The 24,867-nt window shown below is 62.4% G+C and carries 24 protein-coding genes and 1 pseudogene; 16 read left to right on the top strand and 9 right to left on the bottom strand.

The annotated features are described in order from the left end of the window. The first annotated feature begins 15 nt into the window (after positions 1-15). On the top strand, positions 16-1,155 hold the full coding sequence (locus C5P05_RS16490; protein ID WP_114970943.1) for a Gfo/Idh/MocA family protein: 1,140 nt from the start codon (positions 16-18) through the stop codon (positions 1,153-1,155). 11 nt (positions 1,156-1,166) lie between these two features. Here the strand turns inward: C5P05_RS16490 and C5P05_RS16485 are convergent, their stop codons facing one another. Genes C5P05_RS16485 through C5P05_RS16475 form a run of 3 tightly spaced genes read right to left on the bottom strand, consistent with a single transcriptional unit; the run spans position 1,167 to position 2,679 of the window. Continuing rightward, entirely contained in the window at positions 1,167-1,721 is a 555-nt protein-coding gene (locus C5P05_RS16485) for a DUF3617 domain-containing protein (RefSeq protein WP_114970942.1), read from the bottom strand. Positions 1,722-1,780: 59 nt separating this feature from the next. Next, positions 1,781-2,257, bottom strand: coding sequence for an Lrp/AsnC ligand binding domain-containing protein (locus C5P05_RS16480; RefSeq protein WP_114970941.1), 477 nt, complete (start codon positions 2,255-2,257; stop codon positions 1,781-1,783). Next, positions 2,254-2,679, bottom strand: a complete 426-nt coding sequence (locus tag C5P05_RS16475; RefSeq protein WP_114970940.1) for an Lrp/AsnC family transcriptional regulator — start codon at positions 2,677-2,679, stop codon at positions 2,254-2,256. Before C5P05_RS16475 ends, C5P05_RS16480 begins: the two co-directional genes overlap by 4 nt. 133 nt (positions 2,680-2,812) lie before the next feature. Here C5P05_RS16475 and C5P05_RS16470 point away from each other — a divergent pair, with 133 nt between their 5' ends. The 5 genes from C5P05_RS16470 (at position 2,813) to C5P05_RS16450 (ending at position 7,277) form a co-directional block, all read left to right on the top strand. Beyond that, positions 2,813-3,919 (top strand): ornithine cyclodeaminase, encoded by a 1,107-nt coding sequence (locus C5P05_RS16470; RefSeq protein ID WP_114970939.1) that lies wholly within the window; start codon positions 2,813-2,815, stop codon positions 3,917-3,919. Continuing rightward, on the top strand, positions 3,916-4,866 hold the full coding sequence (gene rocF, locus C5P05_RS16465; protein WP_114970938.1) for an arginase: 951 nt from the start codon (positions 3,916-3,918) through the stop codon (positions 4,864-4,866). Before C5P05_RS16470 ends, rocF begins: the two co-directional genes overlap by 4 nt. An 84-nt stretch (positions 4,867-4,950) precedes the next feature. Beyond that, positions 4,951-5,715: an ABC transporter substrate-binding protein gene (locus C5P05_RS16460; RefSeq protein WP_114970937.1), complete on the top strand. Its 765-nt coding sequence runs from the start codon at positions 4,951-4,953 to the stop codon at positions 5,713-5,715. 36 nt (positions 5,716-5,751) lie between these two features. Beyond that, complete coding sequence (locus C5P05_RS16455) at positions 5,752-6,540, top strand: amino acid ABC transporter permease (protein ID WP_114970936.1); 789 nt, start codon at positions 5,752-5,754, stop codon at positions 6,538-6,540. Beyond that, positions 6,537-7,277, top strand: coding sequence for an amino acid ABC transporter ATP-binding protein (locus tag C5P05_RS16450; protein ID WP_114970935.1), 741 nt, complete (start codon positions 6,537-6,539; stop codon positions 7,275-7,277). Before C5P05_RS16455 ends, C5P05_RS16450 begins: the two co-directional genes overlap by 4 nt. Here the strand turns inward: C5P05_RS16450 and C5P05_RS16445 are convergent. Beyond that, positions 7,264-9,804 (bottom strand): EAL domain-containing protein, encoded by a 2,541-nt coding sequence (locus C5P05_RS16445; protein ID WP_114970934.1) that lies wholly within the window; start codon positions 9,802-9,804, stop codon positions 7,264-7,266. The genes C5P05_RS16450 and C5P05_RS16445 overlap by 14 nt on opposite strands. A 274-nt stretch (positions 9,805-10,078) precedes the next feature. Between C5P05_RS16445 and C5P05_RS16440 the strand changes: the two genes are divergently transcribed. Beyond that, positions 10,079-13,066 (top strand): L-glutamate gamma-semialdehyde dehydrogenase, encoded by a 2,988-nt coding sequence (locus tag C5P05_RS16440; RefSeq protein WP_114970933.1) that lies wholly within the window; start codon positions 10,079-10,081, stop codon positions 13,064-13,066. A gap of 97 nt (positions 13,067-13,163) precedes the next feature. Here C5P05_RS16440 and C5P05_RS16435 read toward each other — a convergent pair whose 3' ends face one another. Then, positions 13,164-13,472, bottom strand: a complete 309-nt coding sequence (locus tag C5P05_RS16435; protein ID WP_114970932.1) for a DUF4148 domain-containing protein — start codon at positions 13,470-13,472, stop codon at positions 13,164-13,166. A 200-nt stretch (positions 13,473-13,672) separates the two neighbouring features. Here C5P05_RS16435 and C5P05_RS16430 point away from each other — a divergent pair, with 200 nt between their 5' ends. The 3 genes and pseudogenes from C5P05_RS16430 to C5P05_RS16420 all read left to right on the top strand — a co-directional run bounded on the left by C5P05_RS16430 (position 13,673) and on the right by C5P05_RS16420 (position 15,271). Then, positions 13,673-14,560, top strand: coding sequence for a LysR family transcriptional regulator (locus tag C5P05_RS16430; protein ID WP_114970931.1), 888 nt, complete (start codon positions 13,673-13,675; stop codon positions 14,558-14,560). Between the two features lie 10 nt (positions 14,561-14,570). Continuing rightward, positions 14,571-14,780 (top strand): annotated as a pseudogene (locus tag C5P05_RS16425) (aldehyde dehydrogenase family protein); the annotation flags it as partial. A 107-nt stretch (positions 14,781-14,887) separates the two neighbouring features. After that, positions 14,888-15,271, top strand: a complete 384-nt coding sequence (locus tag C5P05_RS16420) for a hypothetical protein (protein WP_114970930.1) — start codon at positions 14,888-14,890, stop codon at positions 15,269-15,271. A gap of 106 nt (positions 15,272-15,377) precedes the next feature. Here C5P05_RS16420 and C5P05_RS16415 read toward each other — a convergent pair whose 3' ends face one another. Both C5P05_RS16415 and C5P05_RS16410 read right to left on the bottom strand, forming a co-directional pair. Next, positions 15,378-16,205 (bottom strand): class I SAM-dependent methyltransferase, encoded by an 828-nt coding sequence (locus tag C5P05_RS16415; protein ID WP_114970929.1) that lies wholly within the window; start codon positions 16,203-16,205, stop codon positions 15,378-15,380. Between the two features lie 53 nt (positions 16,206-16,258). Then, the gene (locus C5P05_RS16410; RefSeq protein WP_114970928.1) at positions 16,259-16,621 is read right to left on the bottom strand and encodes a group I truncated hemoglobin; all 363 of its coding nucleotides are present in this window, start codon (positions 16,619-16,621) and stop codon (positions 16,259-16,261) included. Positions 16,622-16,776: 155 nt separating this feature from the next. On the opposite strand from C5P05_RS16410, the gene C5P05_RS16405 reads away from it, so the two are divergent. The 6 genes from C5P05_RS16405 (at position 16,777) to C5P05_RS16380 (ending at position 22,935) form a co-directional block, all read left to right on the top strand. Further along, a complete protein-coding gene (locus tag C5P05_RS16405; RefSeq protein ID WP_114970927.1) occupies positions 16,777-19,824 on the top strand; it encodes an AAA family ATPase in 3,048 nt (1,015 codons plus the stop codon). A 228-nt stretch (positions 19,825-20,052) separates the two neighbouring features. Further along, the gene (locus C5P05_RS16400; protein WP_114970926.1) at positions 20,053-20,604 is read left to right on the top strand and encodes an acyloxyacyl hydrolase; all 552 of its coding nucleotides are present in this window, start codon (positions 20,053-20,055) and stop codon (positions 20,602-20,604) included. Between the two features lie 117 nt (positions 20,605-20,721). After that, positions 20,722-21,294, top strand: a complete 573-nt coding sequence (locus C5P05_RS16395) for a DUF2242 domain-containing protein (protein WP_114970925.1) — start codon at positions 20,722-20,724, stop codon at positions 21,292-21,294. Continuing rightward, positions 21,227-21,478: an outer membrane protein gene (locus C5P05_RS16390; protein ID WP_114970924.1), complete on the top strand. Its 252-nt coding sequence runs from the start codon at positions 21,227-21,229 to the stop codon at positions 21,476-21,478. Before C5P05_RS16395 ends, C5P05_RS16390 begins: the two co-directional genes overlap by 68 nt. 165 nt (positions 21,479-21,643) lie before the next feature. Continuing rightward, positions 21,644-22,255 (top strand): outer membrane beta-barrel protein, encoded by a 612-nt coding sequence (locus C5P05_RS16385; RefSeq protein ID WP_114970923.1) that lies wholly within the window; start codon positions 21,644-21,646, stop codon positions 22,253-22,255. Positions 22,256-22,389: 134 nt separating this feature from the next. Further along, complete coding sequence (locus tag C5P05_RS16380; protein ID WP_114970922.1) at positions 22,390-22,935, top strand: bactofilin family protein; 546 nt, start codon at positions 22,390-22,392, stop codon at positions 22,933-22,935. A 15-nt stretch (positions 22,936-22,950) separates the two neighbouring features. Here the strand turns inward: C5P05_RS16380 and C5P05_RS16375 are convergent, their stop codons facing one another. Next, a complete protein-coding gene (locus C5P05_RS16375; protein WP_114970921.1) occupies positions 22,951-24,120 on the bottom strand; it encodes a sensor domain-containing diguanylate cyclase in 1,170 nt (389 codons plus the stop codon). A 37-nt stretch (positions 24,121-24,157) separates the two neighbouring features. Further along, a partial coding sequence (locus C5P05_RS16370) for a putative bifunctional diguanylate cyclase/phosphodiesterase (RefSeq protein ID WP_157979357.1) occupies positions 24,158-24,867 on the bottom strand: 710 nt, incomplete at its 5' end.

Below are 24,867 nucleotides of genomic sequence, written 5' to 3'. Positions count from 1 at the left end.
CGGAGAACGATCCTCATGCGACGTATTCGGCTCGGTATGGTGGGGGGCGGGCAGGGCGCTTTTATCGGCGGCGTGCACCGCATGGCGGCGCGCCTGGACGATCGCTTTGAGCTCGTCGCGGCGGCGCTATCGTCTGACCCGGCGCGCGCGCAGGCCAGTGGGCGTGAGTTGGGGCTGAACCCGGCACGCGTCTATGCCGACTTTCGCGCCATGGCGCTGGCTGAAGGCGCGCGGCCCGACGGCATTGAGGCGGTGGCGGTGGTCACGCCGAATCACCTGCATCACGCCGTGGCCTGTGCCTTCATCGATGCCGGCATTCATGTCATCTGCGACAAACCGCTCACCCGCACGCTGGACGAGGCGCTTGATCTGGTGGCGCGGGTCAAGCAATCCGGTGTGCTGCTGGGTGTGACCTACACCTATTCAGGCTACCCGATGGTGCGTCACGCGCGCGAACTGGTACAGAGCGGGGTCTTGGGCGATGTCCGGGTGGTGCAGGTCGAATATGCCCAGGATTGGCTGGCGCAAGACCTGGAGCAAAGCGGACAAAAACAGGCGCTATGGCGTACCGACCCGGCCCTGGCCGGCGAAGGCGGCTGCATTGGCGACATTGGCACCCATGCCTACCACCTGGCCTGCTTTGTTAGCGGGCTGGCGGTGAGCCAATTGGCGGCCGATCTGAGTACTTTTGTGGCCGGGCGTCAAGTGGATGACGATGCCCATGTCGGCCTGCGCTTTGACAATGGCGCGCGTGGTCACCTGTGGGCGAGTCAGGTGGCCGCCGGCTGCCAGAACGCCCTGTCTTTAAGAGTATTCGGCAGCCAAGGCAGCCTGAGTTTTCGCCAGGAAGCCCCGGACGAACTCTGGTTCACACCGCTGGGTGCGCCGACCCAGCGCCTGACTCGCGGTGGCCCCGGTCTGAGCCTCGCTGCGGCACAGGCGACGCGAATTCCCGGCGGTCATCCCGAGGGCTATCTGGAAGCGTTCGCCCAACTCTATCGCGAGATGGCAGACCAAATCCATGCCCGCCAGGCCGGGCAGACGAAGGTCCAGGCGCTGCCCGATGTGCAAGCGGGCGCGGACGGCATGCACTTTGTCGAGGCCGCGCTTCGCAGCCACGCCCAAGGTGGGACCTGGGTTGCGTTGAAGGCTTGAGCCCGACGGTCTTATTTCTTGGGCGGAGCGATCGGCTTGATGTTGCCGCATTCGGCCGACACGAATTTTCCGGTGGCGTCCATGTTCATCTTCTCGGGCTTGCCCATGGCGGTGCTGTTGAGCGTCATCTTCATGGTGTAAGCCTCGGGGCTCACAAACACAACCTGACCTTCGCCACTGGAGGGCGGCTGGGTGCAGACAAACGAGAACTTCATGGTGTTGCCGGTGCGGGGCGAGGCGGTCTGCTTGCAATCGCCTTGCTGCGTGGCCACTTCATTGCGCTCCACCATCTCTTGGGTCATGCAAAGCCGCACCGCAGTGCTGCCGGGACTTTTGCCCATGCCCACGCCTTGCTTGGCCATCATGTCTTCCATCATCTTGCGCTGATCCGGCGGCATGCTGGCGAGCTGCTTTTGCGCCTCGGCCATGGCTTTTTCCATCTCGCCCGAGCTGCTGCTCATCTTGTTGTTGATTTCCCATAGACCGGGTTTCATGGTTTGCGCCGCAGCGCCCCAAGTGGCGCCGGCCAGCGCGACGATGACCAGGACATGATGCAATTTCGTCATATGAGTTCCCACAAAAGTAAGTGCGCATTGTCACCAAAGCGGCGCCAAAGAACAAGATTTCAACGCAGTGGCAGATGCGTTGAGTTTTTCACCTCTTCCATCACCGCGTAGGTCCGCGTTTCGCGCACGCCGGGCAGTTGCCACAGCACGGTGCCGGCGAATTCGCGGTAGGCGGTCATGTCGGCCATGCGGGTCTTCAACAGGTAGTCAAAGCCGCCGGCCACCATGTGGCACTCCATAATTTCTGCACGCACCTGCACCGCCGCTTTAAAGGCCTCGAACACATTCGGGGTGGTGCGATCCAGCAGCACCTCCACAAACACCATCAGGCCCGCGCCCAGTTTGAGCGGGTTCAGCCGGGCCTCATAACCCAGGATGTAGCCCTCGCGGGTCAGGCGCTGCACCCGCGCCAGCACGGCGGTGGGCGAGAGGGTGACCGCCTCGGCCAGCTTGAGGTTGGAGATGCGGCCATCCTCCTGCAGTGCCTTCAGGATTTTGAGGTCGATGCGGTCGAGGTCGGGCGGGGTGTCGCTCATGACAGGCGGTAGGTTTCGAGGTGAATGCTGGTCTCGGTATTGCTGATGCCGCGGATCAGCCGTATGCGCTCCAGCACCTGGGACAACTCGGACAAATTGGCCGCGCGCAGTTCGGCCAACAAGTCCCAACGGCCGTTGGTGTCGTGCAGGGTGGCCACGCCGGGCTCGCCCAACAGGCTGGCGATGACCGAACGGGTCTCGTTGCCTTCCACGGCGATGCTCATCCAGGCGCTGATTTCGGAGGGTTGCGCGTCGGGGCGCAGGCGCACGGTGTAGCCGACGATGACGCCGGCGTCCTCCAGCTTGGTGACCCGGTTGCTCACCGTGCCGCGCGACACCCCCAGCTTCAGGGCCAGTGTGGCCACGCTGGTGCGGGCGTCTTTGCGCAAGAGCGACAGCAATTGTTGATCGGTGGCATCCATATTGTCATTGTGGCATTCATTGTTGTCTAAATGGTAGAAATTTATCGAAAAGCAAGCAATGTTGACGATTTACATTGCCGTGCCAACTTGGGACACTGCTCGCTACCTATTCGAGACCACCAGGAGCAGCCTCATGAAAACCCACGCACTCGCCCAAACCCAGTTTCTCAGCGCCCAGGATGTGGCCACTCTCGTGGCCAAAATGGGCCTGGCTGCGGCCCTGGACCGCATGGCGGACTACATTTACGCGGACTTTTTGCGCTGGACCGACTTTGACAAATGTGCCCGTGTCGCCAGCCACTCGGCGGAGGGGGTGATTGAGCTCATGCCGGTGGCCGATGCCAAAACCTACGCCTTCAAATACGTCAACGGCCATCCCAAGAACCATCTGGTCGGTCTGCCCACCGTCATGGCCTTTGGCGTGCTGGCGGATGTGGACACCGGTGTGCCGGAGTTGCTCAGCGAATTGACCCTGACCACGGCCCTGCGCACTGCCGCCATGTCGGCGGTGGCCGCCCGGACGCTGGCCCGCCCCAGCAGCAAGCGCATGGCGCTGATTGGCAATGGCGCGCAAAGCGAATTCCAGGCGCTGGCCTTTCACTACCTGCTGGGCATAGAAGAAATTCGCCTGTTCGATACCGACCGCGCCGCCACCGACAAGCTCATCGCCAACCTGCAGCACACGACGCTGCGCCTGATCCCCTGCGCCAGCATCGCCGAGGCCGTGCGCGGTGCCGACATCGTGACCACCGTGACCGCCGACAAAACCAATGCCGCCATCCTGACGCCCGAGCTGATCGAGCCCGGCATGCACATCAACGGCGTGGGTGGTGATTGCCCCGGCAAGACCGAGCTACACCCCGGCGTCTTGCTGGGTGCCAGCGTGTTCGTGGAGTACGAGCCGCAAACCCGCATCGAGGGCGATTTGCAGCACTTGCCGGCCGATTTCGCGGTGACCGAGCTGTGGCAAGTCTTGCGCGGCAAAGCGCCAGGCCGCACGACCGAGAGCCAGGTCACGGTGTTTGACTCCGTCGGTTTTGCGCTGGAAGACTACTCGGCCTTGCGTTTTGTGCGCGACGTCGCCAAGGAGCTGGGCCTGGGGCAATTGCTGTCCCTGATCCCCGCGCTGCCGAACCCGAAAGACCTGTTCAGCCTGGTCCGGCCGGCGCTGTCTGCAGCGTCACCACGCCAGGCGAACGCGGACGCAGTGCCCCTTGAAGAACTGGTGCACGCAGCATGAGCCCCCTGCCTGTGGCCCCTTTTGTTGCCAGCGGCGTCAGCCTGATCGGCGTCCCCACCGACATTGGCGCGGGTACCCTGGGCGCCCGCATGGGACCCGAAGCCCTGCGCGTCGCGGGCATCGCGCAGGCGATCGCCCAGTTCGGCCTGGAGGTCAAAGACCGCGGCAATCTCGCCGGCCCGGCCAACCCCTGGCAGGCCGCCGTCAACGGCTTTCGCCATCTGCCCGAAGTCGTGCAGTGGAACCAGTTGCTGCACGACGCCATGTACGCCGAACTCCAGGCCGGGCGCCTGCCCATCATGCTCGGCGGCGACCATTGTCTGGGCATTGGCTCCATCAGCGCGGTGGCGCGCCACTGCCGCGAAACCGGCAAAAAGTTGCGCGTGCTGTGGTTTGACGCCCACGCTGATTTCAACACCGCCACGCTCACGCCGAGCGGCAACATCCACGGCATGCCGGTCGCCTGCCTGTGCGGCCATGGCCCGCAGGCGCTGATCGAAATTGGCGGCCAGGTGCCCGCGCTCGATTCCAGAGACCTGCGCCAGATCGGCATCCGCAGCGTGGACGAAGGTGAAAAACGCCTGGTGCACGACATGGGCATCGAGGTGTTCGACATGCGCTTTATCGACGAGATGGGCATGCGCCACGCGATGGAGCAGGCCTTGCAGGGGGTGGACGCCAACACCCATGTGCACGTCAGCCTGGACGTTGATTTTCTCGACCCCGACATCGCGCCCGGCGTCGGCACCACGGTGCGCGGCGGCCCGACCTACCGCGAAGCCCAGCTGTGCATGGAAATGATTGCCGACACCGGACGCCTGGCGTCGCTGGATGTGGTGGAACTCAACCCAGCGCTCGATGTGCGCAACCAGACCGCCGAGCTGGCCGTCGATCTGATCGAAAGCCTGTTTGGCAAAAGCACGCTGATGCGCAAAGCCAACGCCTGAGCGCACGCCCCCCCGGATCAGGTGCCAACGGCCAAGGGGCCGGGGCCTGGTATTCACTCAATCAACCACAAGACGGAGACAAAGATGAAACGAATCAAGAAATGGGCCCTGCTGGGCTTGCTCATGGCCAGTGCTCTGGCGGCGCAGGCCCGCAGCCTGGACGCGGTCAGAAAGGATGGCAAGATCGTCATTGCCACCGAAGGCCAGTTCGCCCCGTTCAATTTCTTCCAGGGCGCCAAGCTCAGCGGCTTTGAAATAGAGCTCGCCGAACTGGTGGCGAAAAAGATGGGCGTGGGCATCGAATGGAAGGCCTTGAGTTTTGATGCGCTGTTTGCCGGTTTGGGCCAGGACCGCTGGGACCTGGTCATTGCCTCGCACGGCATTACCGACGAACGCGCCAAAGCCGTGACCTTCGCCGATCCGCACTACTGCTCGGGCGGCGTCATCGTGTCGCTGGACCCGGCCATCCACCGGGTGCCGGACCTCAAGGGCAAAGTCATCGCGGTGCAAACCGGCAGCGCCTACTTGGACAACATCAAGAAGCTCTCGGGCGTGAAAGACGTGAAGAATTTTCCGCAAGACACCGACGCGCGGGGCGCCTTGATCAACCACCGCGTGGACGCCTGGGTGACCGACAAGTTTGTGGTCGTGGCCGCCATGGCCGCCAGTCCGAATGCCGGCCTGAAGCTGGGGGACTTTCTGTTCGTCGAGCGCATCGCCGCGGCCGTGGCCAAAGGCAATGCCTCGCTGGCCAAAGGCTATAACGACGGTCTGGCAGCCGTCATGGCCGACGGCAGTTATGCCAGCTTGTCGAAAAAGTACTTCCATGAAGACGTGCGCTGCCACTAAGCGGTGGGCGAACACTCGATAAGCGGGACAAACAACATGAAGACAATTCTTCCTGAATGGCCGCGGCACTGGAGTCGCCAGCAGCGCTCCAGCGCCACGATTGCCGTCACCAGTGTGCTTCTGATAGTGTTGCTTTGGCTGATGGCCATGCCCTTGGCCCTGGCCCCCGATCCGATCGGCAACAACGCTCAGTACTTTGCCGAGGGCACGCGCATCACCGTCGAGCTCACGCTGATGGCGGGCCTGGCTGGCACCGTCATTGGTGTGCTGGCTGCGGTCGGGCGAACCTCGCGCCTGTCGCTGCTGCGCTGGATCGCGTCCGGCTACATCTGGGTCGTGCGCGGCACGCCGTTGCTGGTGCAGATCCTGTTCGTGTACCTGGCGCTGCCGAGCCTGGTGCCCGCCCTGCGGCTGGACGATTTCGCCTCGGCCTGCGTCGCCCTGGCCTTCAACGTCGGCGCCTACAACGCCGAGGCGATTCGCAGCGGCCTGCTGGCGGTGCCCAAGGGGCAGGTCGAGGCCTCGCGCTCGCTGGGCTTGTCGGGTTGGCACACCTTCATGGACGTGACCTTTCCGCAGGCCTTCAAGGTGGCGCTGCCGCCGCTGGTCAACAACACCGTGGCCCTGCTCAAGGACTCTTCCCTGGCCTATGCCATTGGGGTGGTGGAGCTGACCAACATCGGCAACCGCATCCAGGCCGCCACCTTCCAGCCCTTGCCGACGCTGATCACCACGGCCCTGATTTACCTGATGCTCACCACCGTGCTGACCCAGATATCGGGCGCGGTGGAGCGACGCTATGACGTGGAGGGCCGCCAGCCATGAACGCCAACCTGATCACCGTTGACCGGGTCAACAAACATTTTGGGCCGCACCATGTGCTGCGCGACGTCAGCACGCACTTCAAGGCGGGCCAGGTGAGCGCCATCCTGGGCGCCTCCGGCTCCGGCAAGAGCACGCTGCTGCGCACGCTCAACCGGCTGGAGCGGCACGACTCGGGGCGCATCGTGGTGGACGGCATCGAGGTGGATGACGACCTCAAGCACCTGGACGCCTTGCGCCGCGAGCTGGGCATGGTGTTCCAGCAGTTCAACCTGTTTCCACACCTGTCGGTGCTGGACAACGTGTCGCTGGCGCCGCGGCGGGTGCGCAAGACACCGCGCAGCGAGGCCAACGAGCGCGCCATGGAGTTGCTCAAGCGCGTCGGCATGGAAGCCCACGCCCACAAGTACCCGTTCGCGCTCTCCGGCGGGCAGCAGCAGCGGGTGGCCATTGCGCGTGCGCTGGCGATGAACCCGAAGGTCATGCTCTTTGACGAGCCGACCTCGGCGCTGGACCCGGAAATGGTCAAGGAAGTGCTGGACGTGATGAAGAAGCTGGCCCAGTCGGGCATGACCATGATCATCGTCACGCACGAGATGGGCTTTGCCCGCGAGGTGGCCGACCGCATCCTGTTCATCGACCAGGGTCAGGTCGCGCAGGATGCGCCGCCCGAGGTCTTTTTCGGCGCCCAGGAGAGTGCGCGCGTGCGGGCCTTCTTGGGCCAGGTCAGCCCTCAGTGAGGGAAGGGTGTCCGACGCCAACCGGCGCTGGGTCAGCAGGGGCGGGGCGGCCGAACAGGTAGCCCTGAAATTTCTGGCAGCCCAGCGCCATCAGCGCATCGCGCTGGGCAACTGTTTCCACCCCTTCAGCAATCACCTGCAACTCCAGGCTGGCGCCCAGGGTCACAATGGCCTTGATGATGCTGGCGTCCTGGGGGTCGGTCAGCACGTCGCGCACAAAGGACTGGTCAATCTTGAGTTGGTCCAGCGGCAGGCGCTTGAGCATGCTCAGTGACGAATAGCCGGTGCCAAAGTCATCGAGCGAGAAGCGCACCCCCATGGCCTTGAGGGCCGTCATTTTGACGACCACACCGTCCACATCATCCAGCAACTGACTCTCGGTCAGCTCCAGTGCCAGGCGTTGCGGGTTGGCGCCGCTGGCTCGCAGCGCCTGCTGCACGTCCTGAACAAAATCAGCCTGGTGAAACTGGCGCGCGCTGACATTGACCGCAATGCTCAAGTGCGATTTGCCGTCCAGTGCTGACCATGCCACCAGCTGGCGGCAGGCGGTTGCCAGAATCCAGCGCCCCAGCGGCAGGATCAGGCCGGACGATTCAGCGATCGGGATGAACTCCAGCGGTGGAATCAGACCACGCTGCGGATGTTGCCAGCGCAGCAGCGCCTCCACGCCCAGCCATTGCCCGTCACAGTTCACTTGCGGCTGGTAATGCAGCAGGAACTCGGACGCGGCCATGGCCTGGTGCAGGTCAGCCTCCAGCGCCGTGCGTGCCGTCACTTGGGCCTGCATGTCCGGGTTGAAAAAGCGCAGGGTGTTGCGTCCGTCGGTCTTCGCCTGGTACATCGCCAGATCGGCTTGCTTGAGCAATTCGTCCCGGCTGGAGTGCTGGTCGGAAAACATGGCAATGCCGATGCTGACGGAGGTTTGATGAAGTTGCGTCCCCAGCTGATAGGGCGCTTCGATCGTTTTCAGGATTTTCATCGCCGCCTGGCGGGCCTGTTGCGCGGCCTCGTCGGGGAGGGGGCTCAAGGCTTGCAGCATCACCACAAACTCGTCCCCGCCCAGGCGGGCCAGGGTGTCCTGGGCGCGGGTGCAGGCGCGCAAGCGGCCGGCCACCTGGCACAGCAGCAGGTCACCCATGTCATGCCCCACTGTGTCGTTGAGGTCTTTGAAGTTATCCACATCAATGAACAGCATGGCCCCGCCTTGCTTGCCCCGTTCACTGGCGGCCAGGGTTTGCTGCACCCGTTCCATGAGGAAGCGGCGATTGGGCAGCTGCGTAAGGGGGTCGTAAAAAGCGAGCTGGTGAATGGCCGCCTCGGCCTTTTTGTGTTTGCTGATGTCGGTCGAGATGCCGCATAGGGCGTAAATGCGGCCATCGGCGTGCCGCAAGGGCAGTTTGACCGAGATGTAGGTGTGCGTCTGCAAACCGTCCCGACTTGGGAGGGTTTCCTCTTCCTCCACCCGTTCGCCTTGCAATAGCACCCGCATGTCATTGAGGCGCAGCCTGGCGACCGTGGCGCTGTCGAAGAACTCGCTGTCGGCCTTGCCCACGACCTCCTCCAGGGAGCGGCCAAACAGTTCGCAGACCTTGCGGTTGGCGTACTGGTAGCAAAGATCGGTGCCCTTGATGTAAATGTGGGCATCCACGCTGTTGAGGATGGTGGACAGCAGGTCTTCGCTGTCGCGCAAGTGGCGGGTTTTTACCGCAACTTCGCGCCGCAGCAAGGCGCCTGCGGCCAGCGCCAATGACAAAAGCGCCACCAAAGCCCCCAGCCCCCACCAGACATAGGTTGGGATGAAGGAGGGCGCAGGCGCCTCCATCCAACGTTTGAGCACCTTGAAATAAGGCGAGTCGGGCCGCGGTTGCCATTCGCCCAGCGAGCGGTCGATGGCCGTCAGCAGGTCCGCATTGCGTCCCTTGCCGGTGGCGTAAAAAAGCTGTGACGGCTGGAACATGATGGGCGTCGCGTTCAGTCCGTAAGTCGCGCCCTGCAGATCGCCAAAAAAGCGGTTCGCGGCGGCGGCATCGGCCGCGCGCGCCGCCACCATCTCAAACCCTTCGTTCAGGGACTGCACGGGCACCAGTTCAGCTTGCACGCCGAACCCCGCCAGCACATCCTTCAAGTAGTCTTGCTGCACCGAACCGGCCAGCACCGCCACGCGCTTGCCTTTCAGGTCCAGCATTGAGTTGATCTGGCCGCCGCCGTGTTTGTACAGCTGCGACCAGCTCAGCAGGGAAGGAATGCGGTGCAGATCAAATAGCCTCGTCCGCTGCTCGGTGTAGGCCACGTCCGGCATCAGGTCGATGTTGCCGGCCTGCAAGGCATTCAGGCACGCCTGCCACTCGCATGCCACGGCACGCAGGGTCCAGCCCTCGCGTTTCCCGATCTCGACCAGCAAGTCACCCAGGATGCCGGTGGGCTGATCCTGGGGGCTCATGAAAATCTTGGGTTCGTTCTGGTACACGCCTACGCGCACTTCGCGGGGCTCCGCCAGGGCCGGTGTCGCGAGAAGAAAAGAGCCCATGAGCGCTAGCCAGTACGAGGCGGCGCGCGGTCGGCGGAAATGTTGTGCCGCAGTGGGGAGATGCATGGCGGGAGTATCGAAGGTTGGTTGCTGCGCAGTATTCAGTATTGTTACCCATGCCATGCCGCTTTCTTTGTATGTAAAACCCGCACCCGAAGCCGACGCGCTGTCTTGGGGTGCAGATTTATTCGCTAAGCATTCATAAAAAAATAGTGAGAAATTAATCGTTAAAAGCAAGAACATGGCGTATTCGTTAATATTTCTGGAGTTCTTCATGCCGCTCGCCCAACGCCTGCCCTTTCCCTACCGGCCTGAGGCGCAAGTGCTCGCCCAGCGCTTGCTGTCCCTGAAAAACGCCCTGGACTGGGCCGCCGCGGCCAAGGTCGCCACGCCCTGGGTGCACGCCGTGCGCCAGAACCCGCCGCCGTTCTGGGCGATGGAAAGCCTGCTCAAGGAATACCCGATCTCCAGCGCCGAAGGCCTGGCCTTGATGCGCCTGGCCGAGGCGTTGTTGCGCGTGCCCGACGCCGAGACCGCTGTTGCCCTCACCGCCGACCAGCTGGGCCGGGCGGATTTCGAGGCCTCGGGCGATAAAACCCTGGCGCGCCTGTCCAGCACGGCGATTGCCATGAGCAAGAAGTTTCTGCCCGACAGCGAGGCGCCCAGCGGCATCTTCGCCAAGCTCGGCGCGCGCTCGGTGGTGGCGGCCACGCTGCGCGCCGTGCAGTTGCTGGGCCGGCAGTTTGTGCTGGGCCAGACGATTGGCGAGGCCATGGACGAGGCCAGTTCCGCCAAGCGCAAGATCAAGAATCTGCGTTACAGCTACGACATGCTGGGCGAAGGGGCCCGCACCGATGCGGATGCCTTGGAATACCTCGCCAGCTACAAGAGTGCTATTGAATCAATAGCTACTACCGCTCATTCCACGGTGGCTTGCGAGGTAAATGATGGTATTTCCATCAAACTCAGCGCGCTGCACCCGCGTTACGAGGACGCGCAAAAAGCCCGTATCATGACCGAGCTGATGCCGCGCGTGTGGGGCCTGTGCGAACAGGCGGCACGCGCCAACCTCAACCTGACCATCGACGCCGAAGAGGTGGACCGGCTGGAGTTGTCGCTCGACGTGTTCGAGGCGCTGGCCGCCAAGGTGGCGCAGCAGTTCCCGCAGTGGAGCGGTTTTGGCCTGGCCCTGCAGGCCTACCAGACGCGGGCACTGGAGTTGATTGAACACGTCACCGAGATCGCTCGCAAATACCAGATCCGCCTGATGTGCCGCCTGGTCAAAGGCGCGTACTGGGACGCCGAAATCAAGCGCGCGCAGGAGCAGGGGCTGCCCGCCTACCCGGTGTTCACCCACAAGCACCACACCGACGTGTCCTACCTGGCCTGCGCCAAGGCGCTGCTGGATGCACCCGACGCCATCTACCCGCAGTTCGCCACCCACAATGCCGCCACCATCGCCGCCATCCTGCAGATGGGCGCCAAGAGCGGCGCGCCGTTCGAGTTGCAGCGCCTGCACGGCATGGGCGAGGGCGTCTACCGCGAGGTCTTGAAGAACCCGCTGATCGCCTGCCGCGTCTACGCCCCGGTCGGCGCGCACAAGGATTTGCTGGCCTACCTGGTGCGCCGCCTGCTGGAGAACGGCGCCAACTCCTCGTTTGTGCACCAGCTCGCCGACGAGTCGGTCGGCATGCAGGAGCTGCTGATTTCGCCGCTGCGTCTGGAGCCTGAATCGTCTCTGCCCCTGCCGCTGGACCTTTTCGGCACGGCGCGCCAGAACAGCGTCGGGCTCGATTTGACGGTGCAAGCCATGCGCCAACCCTTGCTGGCGGCATATGAGAGCGTGGACGTGCCCGTGGTGCCTATTTTTGATGCAGAATCGGCCTCCAGCCCTCTGGGAATAAGCGCAGATAGCTATAAAAAGTGGAGCAAAACAAGCGTCACCGAGCGCGCCGCCATCCTGCGCCGCGCGGCAGACGCGCTGGAGCAGCAGACGCCCAAATTCTGTGCGCTGCTGGTCAAGGAAGCCTTCAAGACCTGGGGCGACGCGGTCAGCGAAGTGCGCGAGGCGGTGGACTTCATGCGCTACTACGCCAATGAGGCCGAGCGCATCATGGCGCCCATCGCCATGCCCGGACCGACCGGCGAAACCAACGAGCTGCGCCTGATCGCGCGCGGCCCCTGGGTCTGCATCAGCCCGTGGAACTTTCCGCTGGCCATCTTTGCCGGCCAGGTCGCCGCCGCGCTGGCCACCGGCAACACCGTGCTGGCCAAACCGGCCGAGCAAACCCCGGGCGTGGCACTGGAAGCCGTGCGTTTGCTACATGCCGCCGGCGTGCCCGAAGGCGCGCTGCAGCTGCTGCACGGCCCGGGTGACACCGTGGGCGCGGCGCTGGTCGCGGCCCCCGGCGTGGCCGGTGTCGTCTTCACCGGCTCGACCCAGGTCGCCAAGATCATCAACCGCGCCTTGGCTGCCAAAGACGGCCCCATCGTCCCGCTGATCGCTGAGACCGGCGGCATCAACGCCATGCTGGTGGACAGCACGGCCTTGCCCGAGCAGGTCAGCGATGCCGTCATGCAGTCGGCCTTCAGAAGCGCCGGCCAGCGTTGCTCGGCGCTGCGCCTGCTGTGCGTGCACGAGCAAATTGCCGATCATGTGATCGAGATGATTCAGGGCGCAGCGCAAGAGCTGGTCAGCGGCGATCCGTCCGACCTGGCCACCGACGTCGGCCCGGTGATTGACGCGGAAGCCTTTGACGGCATCCAGCAGCACATCCGGCGCTTGACTGCAGAGGCCAAACCCCTGCTGGAATCCTCCGTATCGTCATTGCGAGCGCAGCGCGGCAATCCACAAGCCGCACCGGCCAACCTGATCTCACCCCAGGCCTTTGAAGTCAAAGCCATCGCCGACATGCGGCAGGAGATCTTCGGCCCGGTGCTGCACATCGTGCGCTGGAGCGGCGATCCGGTGCATGTGATCGAGCAGATCAACGCCCTGGGCTACGGCCTGACCATTGGCATCCAGACCCGCATCGATTCACGCGCCCAAGCCCTGGCCCGCGCGGCGCATGTCGGTAACGTCTACATCAACCGCAACCAGATCGGCGCGGTGGTCGGCGTGCAACCGTTTGGTGGCGAAGGGCTGAGCGGCACCGGTCCCAAGGCGGGTGGCCCGCACTACCTGTACCGCTTCTGCGCCGAGCAGACGATCACGGTGAACACCACGGCGGCGGGGGGGAATGCGGCCTTGCTGGCCGGGTAGCGGGCACTGCGAGACGCTAGAACGGATGCGCTCTAGCGGGAGCGCAGGGGACGGTGGCTGTGTCGCCAAGCCCCTGCCTTGCTCCTTCACATCGGGCTTAGCTGCGGAAGTCGCCGCGTAAATCCAGCGTGCGGTCCTTCATGGCGGCAGCGGTTTCAGCGCGCACTTCTTCACGGGTCTTGGGTGTGCCGGTCGCATGGATCACGGGATAGTCGTGGTCATTGATCGTCAGGCTGCCCTCTTTTCGGGCTTGAATCAGTTCAGCGTGGACTTCGGCCCGGGTCAAGGTGCTGGTGCTGGGCGCCACAGCCACTACGGGGTCGTCACGGTCGGCGGCAAAAGCGCTGCCGGCAGCCACGCAGGACAGGGCGATCAGCGTGGAGGCCAAAATTTTGGACGTTTTCATATTAATTTCCTTCAAAGTTAGTAATAGTTCTACACAACCAGGAACCCTTGGCGGGATAAGCCACTCAAGTAAAGCTTGCCGCGCCGGATTCGCGATTCACAGGGTTTATGACCTTGCATTTCCTGTGAATAGCAGATAGGCGTTAAGTTGCCGCTTTAAATAGCTTGAAGCAGAACCAGTCTGTTTCGACCCTGGAAACAATGGACACACTCGAACTCATACGTACCTTCCGCGAAGTGGCCGCCCGCGGCGGTTTTTCGCGCGCCGCCAAAACACTGGATGTGTCCAAAGCCAATGTCAGCAAGTACGTGGCCGCGCTGGAAGCCAAGCTCGGCACCCGTTTGCTGAACCGCAGCACCCGCACCATCAGCCTGACCGACGCCGGCAGCTTACTGCTGGCGCGCAGCACGCCGCTGCTGGAGATGATTGAGCTGACCCGCGATGAGCTGAAGCACCACGCGCGCCAGCCCAGCGGCCGCCTGCGTGTGACGGCGCCGGTGGGCCTGGGCAGTTCTGATCTGCCGCACTTCATGGCCGACTTCATGCAGCGCTACCCCGAGGTGCATATCAGCCTGGACTTGAGCAACCGGGTCATCGACATGGTGGACGAAGGCGTGGACATCGCCTTGCGCATCGGCCGCATCACCGACGCCAACCTGATCGTGCGCAAGCTCCGCAGCATAGACATGGTGGTCTGTGCCTCGCCCGTGTTCTGGCAGCAGCACGGCCTGCCGAACCACCCGGACGACCTGGGCGACTACGACGCCCTGACCTATTCGCTGATCGGCAGCAACCCGGAATGGCGTTTTCTGGTGGATGGAGAAGTCCACACCGTGTCCGTGCGCAGCCGCATGGACGCCACCGACAGCTCGCCGCTTGTCCACCTGGCGCTGCAGCACATGGGCGTGGTGTGGTTGCCGCGGCTGCTGGTGCAAAAGCATTTGGACAGCGGCACGCTGCAGGCGGTGTTGCCCGAATACGGGCCGAACGATTTGTGGCTGTATGCGGCCTATACCCAGCGCCGGCACAACAGCGCGGCCCTGAAGGCGCTACTGGCTTTTTTGGAAGAGCGCTGGAGGATTGATTGAACACCCCAGGCTGACCCGCGCAGCGCATGCCGGCAACGTCTATATCAACCGCAACCAGATCGGCGCGGTGGTCGGCGTGCAACCGTTTGGCGGGGAAGGCCTGAGTGATACCGGTCCCAAGGCCGGCGGGCCGCATTATCTGTACCGGTTTTGCGCGGAGCAGACGACCACGGTGAATACGACGGCGGCGGGGGGGGATGCGGCCTTGTTGGCGGGGTGAATACGCCAAGCGGCAAAAATATTTCACACGCAGGGAATTAACCGGGGTAGGTGGGTGTTTATGCAGTTGCAAATGCTTATTTGCGTTTTCCAACTCAGGAGTTCACTATGAAATTCACCACTCGCACGGGCATCGCCGCATCCCTCACTCTGGCTGTACTGGGTGCCTTTGCATCGTTGGCCTCGGCCCAGGTTATGACATCCGAGGGCATGCTGGTGGGCCCCAACAAGATGACGCTCTATACCTTTGACAATGACGTCGCCGGCAGCGGCAAGTCCGTCTGCAATGGCGCTTGCGCGACCAACTGGCCCCCCTTGATGGCCACGGACGCGGACAAAGCGGCAGGGGACTTCAGCATCATCACGCGTGACGATGGCAAAAAGCAATGGACCGTCAAGGGCAAGCCGGTTTATTACTGGTCCAAAGACAGCAAACCCGGCGACAAGACGGGCGACGGCGTGAACAAGGTCTGGCACGTCGCCACGCCCTGATTATTGCCAGCCGACCCTGACCTCGATCGCCAGGCTGTCGCCTTCCACCCGCACGCCCGGGCGGTATTTTGAGACACCGGGCAAGTCGGCAAAGATGGTCACGCCGTCATCGTGTCTTGATCACGACTTCCAGGTACTCGCTTGGCACAATCACCGCGCCGTCGTCTGCGCGGTTGAACTCCTGCAGCAGCCGGAGCAGGTCGGCGGCCAGGGATTCTTGTTGGTCGGTGCCCACGGCGCCGAACGCTTTTTGCATCGGACCGTAGTAGGTGCGAAACGTGTCGAGCCAGTGCTGCGGCGTGCGATAGCGAAACACGAAGTGCTTGCGTGTGGTGTCGAGTGTGGCAATGCGCTCGCCGAACAGCTCGCGCAGGCGCTCTTCCGTGCCCCACAACGACGCGGACCTGACACCGGCGGGCGGGGGAAGGTAGCGAGCCATCAGCTTGAACAACTCGCCGATGAAACCGGGTGGCGTCCAGTTCGCCAGGCCGATCTGGCCACCTGGCTTGCACACGCGGGCCAGTTCACGCGCGGCCCGTTCCTGGTCCGGTGTGAACATCACGCCGAAGGTGGACAGCACCACGTCAAACGAGGCATCCGCGAAGGGCAGGTTCTCGGCATCGGCTTCCTTGAACTGCACGGCCAGGCCCTCGGCGCTCGCCCGCGCCTGACCCCGTTCGAGCAAGGCGCCCACATAGTCGGTCGAGACCACGTCGCACCAGCGCCGCGCTGCGGCGAGCGTGGCGTTGCCATTGCCGGCGGCGACATCCAGCACATGCGCGCCGGCCCGCAGATCCAACGCTTCGCACAACGTCTCACCGACGATCTGCAGGGTGGTGCCAATGACGGCGTAGTCGCCAGCTGACCAGGCTGCCTGTTGCTTGAGTTTGACGGCGGTCAAATCGGCGGCAGGGGGAGTAGAAATGGTGTCCATGAATGTTCTCCTGAATCAAGGTTTTAGGTTGGTTTGATTGGTTCTGGTTCTGGCTATACGCGGATGATCTGGCCCTTGAGCGAGTAAAGGATGGCGATGACCTCCTTCTTGGCATCCTCCTCTATGCCGTTCTTGTTCATCGCCCCAACGATGTCATCGGTGACAGCCAGGTACTCCTGTTCACTGATGTTCATGCCTTTGTGCGCCGTGAGCATGTCCTTGCCCGTGTAGGTCACGGAGCCGCCGGCGCCGGCGCTGAAAAACTCGCGTGCCATTTGCTTGAGATGGTTCAAATCCTTGACGTTCTCGAAGCGGGTTTTCACGAGGGGGTTGGCCAGGTGCGCGGCAATGACATCATCCACGAGGCGGGCCATGCCCTCAGTCCCGCCCAGTCGTTCGAAAAGTGTCGTAGTCATGGAAAACTCCTTTTGAGATTGAGGTTTCCATTGCACACCAGCCGCGTCGATGCAGGGTCACCCGGACATGGACAAACAGGGGGACAAAAAGGGGGACAGGCGAAGACCACCGGCACATAATCCGCCCACAGGGGAAACAAGGAGAGGGCTTGAAGATGAACGAGCAGAGCAACTCTTTTGGATACTGGTTGCGCCGGCGGCGCAAGGCGCTTGATCTGACGCAAGACGCGCTGGCGCAAAAGGTCAGCTGTTCGACGGCTGCCATCAAGAAGATCGAAGCCGAGGAACGCCGGCCATCCAGGGGCTTGGCCCAACGCCTGGCAGAGCACCTGGCCATTCCCGCGCCGGAGCGAGAGGCGTTTCTGCAGGCCGCGCGCACGTTGCTGGCGTCCGACCGCTTTCCGCTGGACGCATTGCCGATCGAGACCAAGAGAGCCGCAGCGGTCGACGATGCGCCCGTGCAGGTGGGAGATACGCTCGCGGCTGTGGTCGATCAAAAGTCCCCCTTTGTCGGGCGCAACAACGAGTACGGGCAGTTTCTCGGTCTGCTCGCCCGGCTCACGGCGGGCACCGGTCAGGTCGTTCTCATCGAAGGCGAGGCCGGCATCGGCAAGAGCCGGCTCATGATGGAGGTGGCGCGTTATGCGCAGCAGCGGGCGTTGCCGACGCTGGTCACGAACTGCTACGAGATCGAGCGCGCGATAGCGTATCAACCGGTCATCGATCTCGCCACGCAGGCCTCAATGACCGCACCCGAGGCCCGGCTGCACCGGATCACGCCGATCTTGCTGGCCGAAATCGCCACGCTGGTGCCGGCCATGGCCACCCGCCTCGGTGACCCGCAGCCGCTGTCGGCGGATTTCCCCGAGGCGCGCCAGGCGCGCCTGTTTCATGCGCTGTTGCAACTCTTCGATGCGTTGGCGCAAGACCGGCAGCTGATTGTCATGATCGACGACATCCAGTGGGCCGACGACGCCAGCCTGCAATTTCTACATTTTTTCGGGCGCCAGATCGCGAGCCGACCGGTACTCCTCGCCTGTGCCTATCGGGACGAGGAACTTGGCAACAACGAACGTCTCGCCAGCGTGCTGGAGAGCCTGCGCCGTGAACCGCATACACGGCACATGGCGCTCGCGCGGCTCGGGCCGAGCGATACCGCATCGCTGCTCGAACGGCTGAACGAGCCGAAACTGCGTGTGCCCGATCTCGCCGCCTGGCTGCACCGCGAAACCGACGGGAATCCGTTCTTCCTCTGGTCCATCCTGCACTCGCTGAGCGAAGGCGAAGGCGCGGTCAGCGACGCGGCAAGCCTGCCCCTGCCGGACGCCTTGCGTGACTCGGTGCGTGTGCGCCTCGCCCGCGTGCCGCATGAGGATCGCCCGCTGCTCGACGTGGCGGCGGTGCTGGGCCGTCGCTTCGACTTCGAGACGCTGCTCGCGCTGACCCGGGCACCCGAGGAACGTTTTTTGAACACCATCGAGTCGCTGGTCAAACGCCGGCTGTTGCGGGAGGATCAGGACGGCGGTTTCTATGATTTCAGTCATGACAAGGTGCGAGAGGTGGTGTACCGGGATATCGGCCTGGCCCGGCGCGTGCTGCTGCATAGAGCGGTGGCCGAGATGCTGGAGCAGCAGCCAACCAGCAACGTTCACGAGCGCGATGCCCGCCTCGCCGAACACTATGAGCGTGGCAACGTGTGGCCCAAAGCGCTGCACTACCTGGGTCTGGCCGCCGAGCACGCGCAACAGCTGTTTGCCATGCGCGAATCGCTGCAATGGTTCGATCGCGCCGTGGCCTTGCTGCAAGCGCATCCCGATGCGGCCACGCCGGCGCAGCAACTCGCCCTGTACGAGCGGCGTGGTGTGGCGCGTGCCCAGGCCGGCCAGACCGAGGGCGCGGTGGCCGACTTTCAGCGTGTGATCGAGGCGGCGCGCGCGCTGGGCGAGCATGGCCACGCGCGCGATGTCCTGATTCAACTCGGCATGGCCCATCGCCGTGCGGACGCTTACGAGCAGGCCGTCATCTGTCTGGACGAGGCGCTCAAGGCGTCGCGCGCCATGGGCGATGAACGCCATGCCGCCGATACCTTGTATCACCTGGGGACCGTGGCCTGGAGCAATGGCCGCAACGATCTCGCCATCAGGGATCACCAGCAAGCGGTGGATATCTGCGAGCGCTTGGCGCTGGTGGACCTGATCGCCGTGCAGGCGTTTCACGGCCGGGGGGAGGCGTATTTCGCCAACGCCGAACCGGCCCGCGCCATCGTCTCTTTTTCGCGCTCCCTCGACCTGGCGCGCGGCATCGGCGATAAAAGCTATGAGTCGGAAAACCTGATGATGATCGGCTGGGCCTGCACCGGTCACATGGGGCTGGCTGACTACCGGCGCGCCTTGTCGCATTTCGACGGCGCGCTGGCCATCGCGCGCGCCGCCGATTTGCAGTGGCATCTGGGCCCGACCCTGATCGGCCGCGCCCATGTGCAACTGGCGCTGGGCCAGTTCGGCGCGGCTTGGGCGGATTTGAACGAGGCGCTCCCCCGCCTGGAAACACTGCGCCTGGTTCGATACCAGATCATGGCGCACGACGGGCTAGGCTGCCTGTTTCTCGATTTGAATCGGCCCGAACGGGCCTTGCAGCACTTTGAACGTGGCTTGTGTCTGGCGCGCGACGCCGGCATCATGTTCTGGCGGCCCCGGCTGCAAGCCAATCTGGCGATCGCACAGCTGAGACTTGGCAGGCCGTGCGATAGAGCGGCATTGGAAGCGGCGCAGCAGTACGCGCACGATCACAGCGAAGTCTGGCTGACGCTGCGCTGCCTGGAGGCGCTCGCCGAGTTGGGGCTGGCGAGTGGCGATGCTAACGGCTGCATCGTGCATGCGGACGCGTTGCTCGCGCTGGCATCTCGCGGCGACCTGCGGGAGTTGATGGGCCACGCCCACCATTTGCGCGGACTGGCATGGCTCGCCGCCGGCGCCTATGACTCCGCCCACAAAGAGTTGACGCTGGCCGTGACGCTGGCGGAACAGATCGGGCGCATCCGGCTCGCGTGGGCATGCCACGGCGCGCTCGCCGACGTCGCCGCTGCGCTCGGGGACGACAGCGGCAACAACAGCAGCGCAGCGTGCGCCCGCGCGCTGGCTGAGAAAATGGCCGGGAACCTGACTGGATCAGGTTTGGTGGCCAAGTGGGCCGCGGATCAGTGAGACGACTTGATCCTTGCCGCTTGCATAACATTGGTCATCCCCGCTGCAGTCCAGGGTATTCGCGTCACCACGGTCGATCGCGAGACACCTGACGGTGACAACGGCGCCTCTAGCGGGACGTGCACCAGTGGCCTGAGCAATGCTCGACAAAACGCAAGCATCGGACTGGGCCTGCAGCGTATTCTCTACAGTGTTTCTTTTCAAATACAGAATAAATAGAGAAGTCTTATGTGTACTTTGAAGCCACCGCTGCGCCCGCTTCTTCTTGTCGCCGTCATGACGGCGGGTCTATCCGCCCACAGCCACGCGGCCGATTCCGCGTCCCTGGAATGGGCCAGCGGCAATCAAACACAAATGCTGCGTCTCGGAGCGCAGTGGCTATGGCATGAGCCCTTGTGGCAAGGCAATGGCTCGCATATTGGCGGGTATTGGGATTTGACCCTGGCGCATTGGCGCGAACAGCGTTACAAAGGCCGCGCGGACGCGCAGTATGACGTGGTCAGTGTCGGTATCACGCCTGTGCTGCGCTTTCAACAAGACAGTCGGGTTGGCTTTTATGCGGAAGCAGGGATTGGCCTCCATTGGCTTTCCGAAGCCTATGACAACAATGGCCATATCTTGTCAGGCAATATGCAATTCGGCGATCACATTGGCATCGGATATGTGTTCAATAACCATGTTGATCTCAGTTTTAAAATCCAGCATTTTTCGAACGGTGGTACCCAAAAACCGAATGACGGTACTAATTTTGTGGTTATCAAGCTTGGCCACACCTTCTAGCGCCACCTGTTTGAAGACCGCCTGTATGCGCAGGTACTGGATTGAATGGAGTCCATCGCACTGGCGGGGGCGCGATCATCGGTGCGCCAAACCTGCGCAGGGTGCGATACTTGACCGATGCGATTGATTTTGAAGAGTTCCTGGAAATCTCAACATGCCGCCTGGGGGCTTGCCCTAGGCGTGCTGGGTCTGTTGCCGGGTTGCGCGGCACCGATGAAGCGTGTGCCGCCACAAGAGGCGTTCAGTTCCACCTCAACCTACTCCCGTATGTTCGATGCATCACCGGTCAAGACCTGCGAGGCGGCCCGGCGCGCCTTGCTGAGTCAGGGTTACGTCATCATCACGGCCAACGATGATTCGGTGCGTGGACAGAAAAGCTTTCAGCCCGAACCCGAATCCCACCTGCAGATGGACATCAGAGTGGTCTGTGCGCCCGAGAGCAAAGACCGCCAAATTACACTCGGATTCGTCACCGCATTGCAGGACCGTTATGCACTGAAGAAGAGCAACACCTCGGCCAGCCTGGGTGTCGGGGCACTGGGTTCGGTCTCGCTGCCGTTCAGTTCTAGCGAAGACTCTCTGGTCAAGGTCGGCAGTGAAACGATCACGTCAGAAACGTTTTATGACAGTTTCTTTGCCCTGGTACACCGCTACCTGGTGGCGGACGGCCCCCTCGACGAGGCGCGCTGATCTGGCGAGCCAACAGCGGCTCGATCAAACATGCCTTACGTGGTCTTATGGCGTGGGTGCTGAATACAAGTTCACACCGCAGTGGTCGGCCGTCCTCCAATACGATGAACATGATCTGAAATTTGCGGGTGATAACCGTGACCGCATCAGCGTCGTGTCGCTGGGTGCGCGTTACCGCTTCTAGGCGGCTTACAAGGTGTTACAGCGTCGGCCAGTCCTGTCCTACATGAATTGCGGGTGATGGCCTACATCAATGCTGGGCTGTAGAGGCTAAATTTGTGGCTTCTTCAACATTTTGGAGAAGTCCGGTTTGACTGGACTATCCATAAGCCCATCAAAGGATATCTCTGTGAGAAACACACACCGCCTCATTTCCAGCCTGATCGTTACCGTCGCTTCGCTGGTCGCAGTCACCGGCGCCCAGGCGCAAAGCAGCACGTCTGGTTCCGGCAGCGGCTTCTCGGTAGGCGCCCCGGGTAACAGTTATATCGGCTTGGGCGTCGGGAAGTCGGATTTCTCGCTTGGCAACGGCATTGGCATCTTTGGCTCCGATCAGGGCGACACGTCTTACAGCATTCACGCCGGCAGCTACTTCAGCAACAATTTTGGTCTTGAAGTTGGCTACACCGATTTCGGTGGTATCAATCGCGCAGGCGGTCGCACCAAAGCGGATGGCGTCAACCTGAGCCTGATTGGCAAAATGCCGCTGAGCGAGTCGTTCAATCTTCTGGGCAAGGTCGGCACGACCTATGGCCGCACGCAGGTATCGTCAGCGCCCGGCTCCGGCATTACTGCTGGCGACGAAACGGGCTTTGGTTTGTCGTATGGCGTAGGTGCTGAGTATGTGATCACGCCCCAGTGGTCGGCTGCATTGCAGTACGACTCGCATGACCTGAAATTTGCTGGCGATAGCAAAGAACGGGTCGGCGTCACGACGCTGAGTGCGCGCTACCGCTTCTAGGCAAGTTACGGCGCTGCCTGCGATGGGCAGCGCATGTCTGCTGCGGCCAGAATTTCATTCTGTTACGGATTTTGCAAATTCGGTGGAGACTTTCAAAAGCATGGCCCGTACGATAATCTTTTTAAGGAAATCACATGGCCATATCCCCTCATTTCTTCAACAAGCGCGAACCTGAACCCACACCGGCACGCCATGTCGTTCCCACGCCGAGCGCCAGAAGTTATGGTGCATCGGGCACATCAAGCACCCAAACGGTCGCAACGCCTCCCGCGGACAGTCCAGTCAGTACGAGTCCACCGGTGGCCGAAGGCGGCAGCAAGCTGACAGTGGGGCCGAACATCAAACTCAAAGGCGTGGAAATCACCGATTGCGATACGCTGCTAGTTGAAGGCTTGGTAGAGGCAACCATGGATTCGCGTGTGATCCAGATTTCGGAGCGGGGCGCCTTTAAAGGATCGGCAGAGATTGATATTGCCGAGATTCATGGCCAGTTCGACGGTAATCTGACGGTGCGTCAGAAGCTGACAATCCACGCCACCGGCAAAGTCACCGGTACGGTGCGCTATGGCAAGCTGGTGATCGAAGAGGGCGGGCAGCTCACCGGCGATATCCAGTTTGGCGCCATGGCGGTTCCCAAATCCAGCAACCAAGAAAAGTCGGGTTTGTCACTGGCCGGGTAAGTGGCGAGTCGCCGTTCAGTGTGAGGGGGAGTGATAGAACAGCCTATCGCGTCCCGCTGCCTTGGCCAGATACATGCGCTGGTCGGCTAGTTCAACCAGTGCTTTCCAGCCGGTGGTCTGATCGGCGTTGCGTTCAGCGATGCCGATGCTGGCCGTCAGTGGCGTGTTGTCAGGGCGCATGCCAAAACCCATGTTGCGCATGCGTTGCAGCGCTGCCTGCGCCTGAGCCAGATCGGTGTTGGGCATGATCAACAGAAATTCCTCGCCACCCCATCGCGCCAGCAGATCACCACGACGCAGGTGGCTGTTGACGATGTCTGTCATGTCGAGCAATGCCTTGTCGCCGGCTTCATGACCGAAGCTGTCGTTGATTTTTTTGAAGTGATCCAGATCGATAAAGGCGACTGACAGTGCTGCATTGCTGCGATTGGCGATGGTGAACTGTAGCTCCAGCACTTCTTCGGCGCTGCCGCGCGAGAAACAACCTGTCAGTGGGTCGCGGATGGCCTGACGTACCAGCGCGATCATGAACGCCAGCTGGCTCATGCCGGCCAGCGTTGAAACGCCAGTGATCAGCACCAGCAGCCAGAAACCGCCGGCAAACGACGGCCAGTCCAGCGTGGCCCAGCGCATCGAACCCGCGATGCCTTGGGCCAGCAGGATCGGGCTGGCGATCACGATATTTTCCAGCAAGGTGAGCGGAAAGATGGCCAGTCCGGCCAACAGCACAAACGGCAAAAAAGCATAGCCGGCGCCGATGGCGGCCGACATGCCGGTTAGTTGGTAATGGCCGAGCAAGGTGTAGGAGGCGACATAAAAAACGGTCGGGATGGCAAACAGCAACGCCAATGCGCGATAGGCGTCGAATAGTTCACCACTGGGCCGGTAGTTCAGCACCAGACTGGCAAAGGCCGCCCCTGCCATGAGCCGCAGCAGGGCCAGGTTGAGCCACAACGGGAAGGGGAATACAACCAGATCGACCAAGCTCCACAGCGGTGTCAGAACCGCGAACAGGAAGGCGAACAGGCGAACCCGGTTGACGATCATGGTTGCACGGCGACGTGCCAGCAAGGACAGGTGCAGGTGGGGCGACGCCAGCAAGCCCAGTTCGGCCTGTTTCAGCTCGCCCTGCATCAGGTCGGTCAGGCGGTGCCAGATAAAGTCGGTAATGCGCTGCAGAATCATCTTGCCGATCTTAGTCTGCTTGCTTGCACGTAAATCTTTAACAAAGAGTGAGTGAGGTGCGCAGAAGATTCGTCAATTCTTCAGCCTTCATGGCCTTGGCGAACAGCCAACCTTGATAGACCTCGCAACCGTATTGGCGCAAGAAGGTCAGCTGGGCCTCGGTTTCCACACCCTCGGCCACCAGCGTTAGTCCCAGACTTTGCGCCAAGGCAATGATGGCCCGGGAAATGGCAACGTCATTGGCGTCATGCGGGATGCCGTCCATGAAGCTTTTGTCTATTTTGAGCTGGCTCACCGGCAATGCCTTGAGATAGGCGAGTGACGAATAGCCGGTACCAAAGTCATCCAGGGCGACACGACAGCCCAAGGCCACCAGCGCATCGAGCTGTTCACGCGCCTGCTCGGGCTGCGTCATCGCCGCTGTTTCGGTGATTTCAATGTCCAGCCATTGGGCCTGCGCACCGGTGTGCGCCAGCGCTGCGCGCACTTGCTCCGGCAGATCGCGCTGGCGAAACTGCTGAGCCGAAACATTGATGGCAACCCGCAAAGGCGAGCCAGCCTGCGCCCAGGCCGCAATCTGTGCGCAGGCTGTCTCCAGCACCCAGGCCGACAAAGGCAAGATCAAACCGGTGGCTTCAGCCACCGGTATGAACCTTGTTGGAGGTACGTGGCCCAGCACGGGGTCATGCCAGCGCAGCAAGGCTTCCGCCCCCACGATCGCACCAGTTGCCACGTCCACCTGCGGCT

Origin of the sequence: Rhodoferax ferrireducens (assembly GCF_003347515.1) — a bacterium.
Lineage (GTDB): Bacteria > Pseudomonadota > Gammaproteobacteria > Burkholderiales > Burkholderiaceae_C > Rhodoferax.
Note: the sequence above shows the minus strand (reverse complement) of the source record. Positions and strands in the feature narration are given on the sequence as shown.

Bases quoted from the DNA above. Each gene is read 5' to 3' on its own strand.
- C5P05_RS16490 (WP_114970943.1), top strand. From the start codon at position 16: ATGCGACGTATTCGGCTCGGTATGGTGGGGGGCGGGCAGGGCGCTTTT.
- C5P05_RS16485 (WP_114970942.1), bottom strand. From the start codon at position 1,721: ATGACGAAATTGCATCATGTCCTGGTCATCGTCGCGCTGGCCGGCGCC.
- C5P05_RS16480 (WP_114970941.1), bottom strand. From the start codon at position 2,257: ATGAGCGACACCCCGCCCGACCTCGACCGCATCGACCTCAAAATCCTG.
- C5P05_RS16475 (WP_114970940.1), bottom strand. From the start codon at position 2,679: ATGGATGCCACCGATCAACAATTGCTGTCGCTCTTGCGCAAAGACGCC.
- C5P05_RS16470 (WP_114970939.1), top strand. From the start codon at position 2,813: ATGAAAACCCACGCACTCGCCCAAACCCAGTTTCTCAGCGCCCAGGAT.
- rocF (WP_114970938.1), top strand. From the start codon at position 3,916: ATGAGCCCCCTGCCTGTGGCCCCTTTTGTTGCCAGCGGCGTCAGCCTG.
- C5P05_RS16460 (WP_114970937.1), top strand. From the start codon at position 4,951: ATGAAACGAATCAAGAAATGGGCCCTGCTGGGCTTGCTCATGGCCAGT.
- C5P05_RS16455 (WP_114970936.1), top strand. From the start codon at position 5,752: ATGAAGACAATTCTTCCTGAATGGCCGCGGCACTGGAGTCGCCAGCAG.
- C5P05_RS16450 (WP_114970935.1), top strand. From the start codon at position 6,537: ATGAACGCCAACCTGATCACCGTTGACCGGGTCAACAAACATTTTGGG.
- C5P05_RS16445 (WP_114970934.1), bottom strand. From the start codon at position 9,804: ATGGGCTCTTTTCTTCTCGCGACACCGGCCCTGGCGGAGCCCCGCGAA.
- C5P05_RS16440 (WP_114970933.1), top strand. From the start codon at position 10,079: ATGCCGCTCGCCCAACGCCTGCCCTTTCCCTACCGGCCTGAGGCGCAA.
- C5P05_RS16435 (WP_114970932.1), bottom strand. From the start codon at position 13,472: ATGAAAACGTCCAAAATTTTGGCCTCCACGCTGATCGCCCTGTCCTGC.
- C5P05_RS16430 (WP_114970931.1), top strand. From the start codon at position 13,673: ATGGACACACTCGAACTCATACGTACCTTCCGCGAAGTGGCCGCCCGC.
- C5P05_RS16420 (WP_114970930.1), top strand. From the start codon at position 14,888: ATGAAATTCACCACTCGCACGGGCATCGCCGCATCCCTCACTCTGGCT.
- C5P05_RS16415 (WP_114970929.1), bottom strand. From the start codon at position 16,205: ATGGACACCATTTCTACTCCCCCTGCCGCCGATTTGACCGCCGTCAAA.
- C5P05_RS16410 (WP_114970928.1), bottom strand. From the start codon at position 16,621: ATGACTACGACACTTTTCGAACGACTGGGCGGGACTGAGGGCATGGCC.
- C5P05_RS16405 (WP_114970927.1), top strand. From the start codon at position 16,777: ATGAACGAGCAGAGCAACTCTTTTGGATACTGGTTGCGCCGGCGGCGC.
- C5P05_RS16400 (WP_114970926.1), top strand. From the start codon at position 20,053: ATGTGTACTTTGAAGCCACCGCTGCGCCCGCTTCTTCTTGTCGCCGTC.
- C5P05_RS16395 (WP_114970925.1), top strand. From the start codon at position 20,722: ATGCGATTGATTTTGAAGAGTTCCTGGAAATCTCAACATGCCGCCTGG.
- C5P05_RS16390 (WP_114970924.1), top strand. From the start codon at position 21,227: ATGACAGTTTCTTTGCCCTGGTACACCGCTACCTGGTGGCGGACGGCC.
- C5P05_RS16380 (WP_114970922.1), top strand. From the start codon at position 22,390: ATGGCCATATCCCCTCATTTCTTCAACAAGCGCGAACCTGAACCCACA.
- C5P05_RS16375 (WP_114970921.1), bottom strand. From the start codon at position 24,120: ATGATTCTGCAGCGCATTACCGACTTTATCTGGCACCGCCTGACCGAC.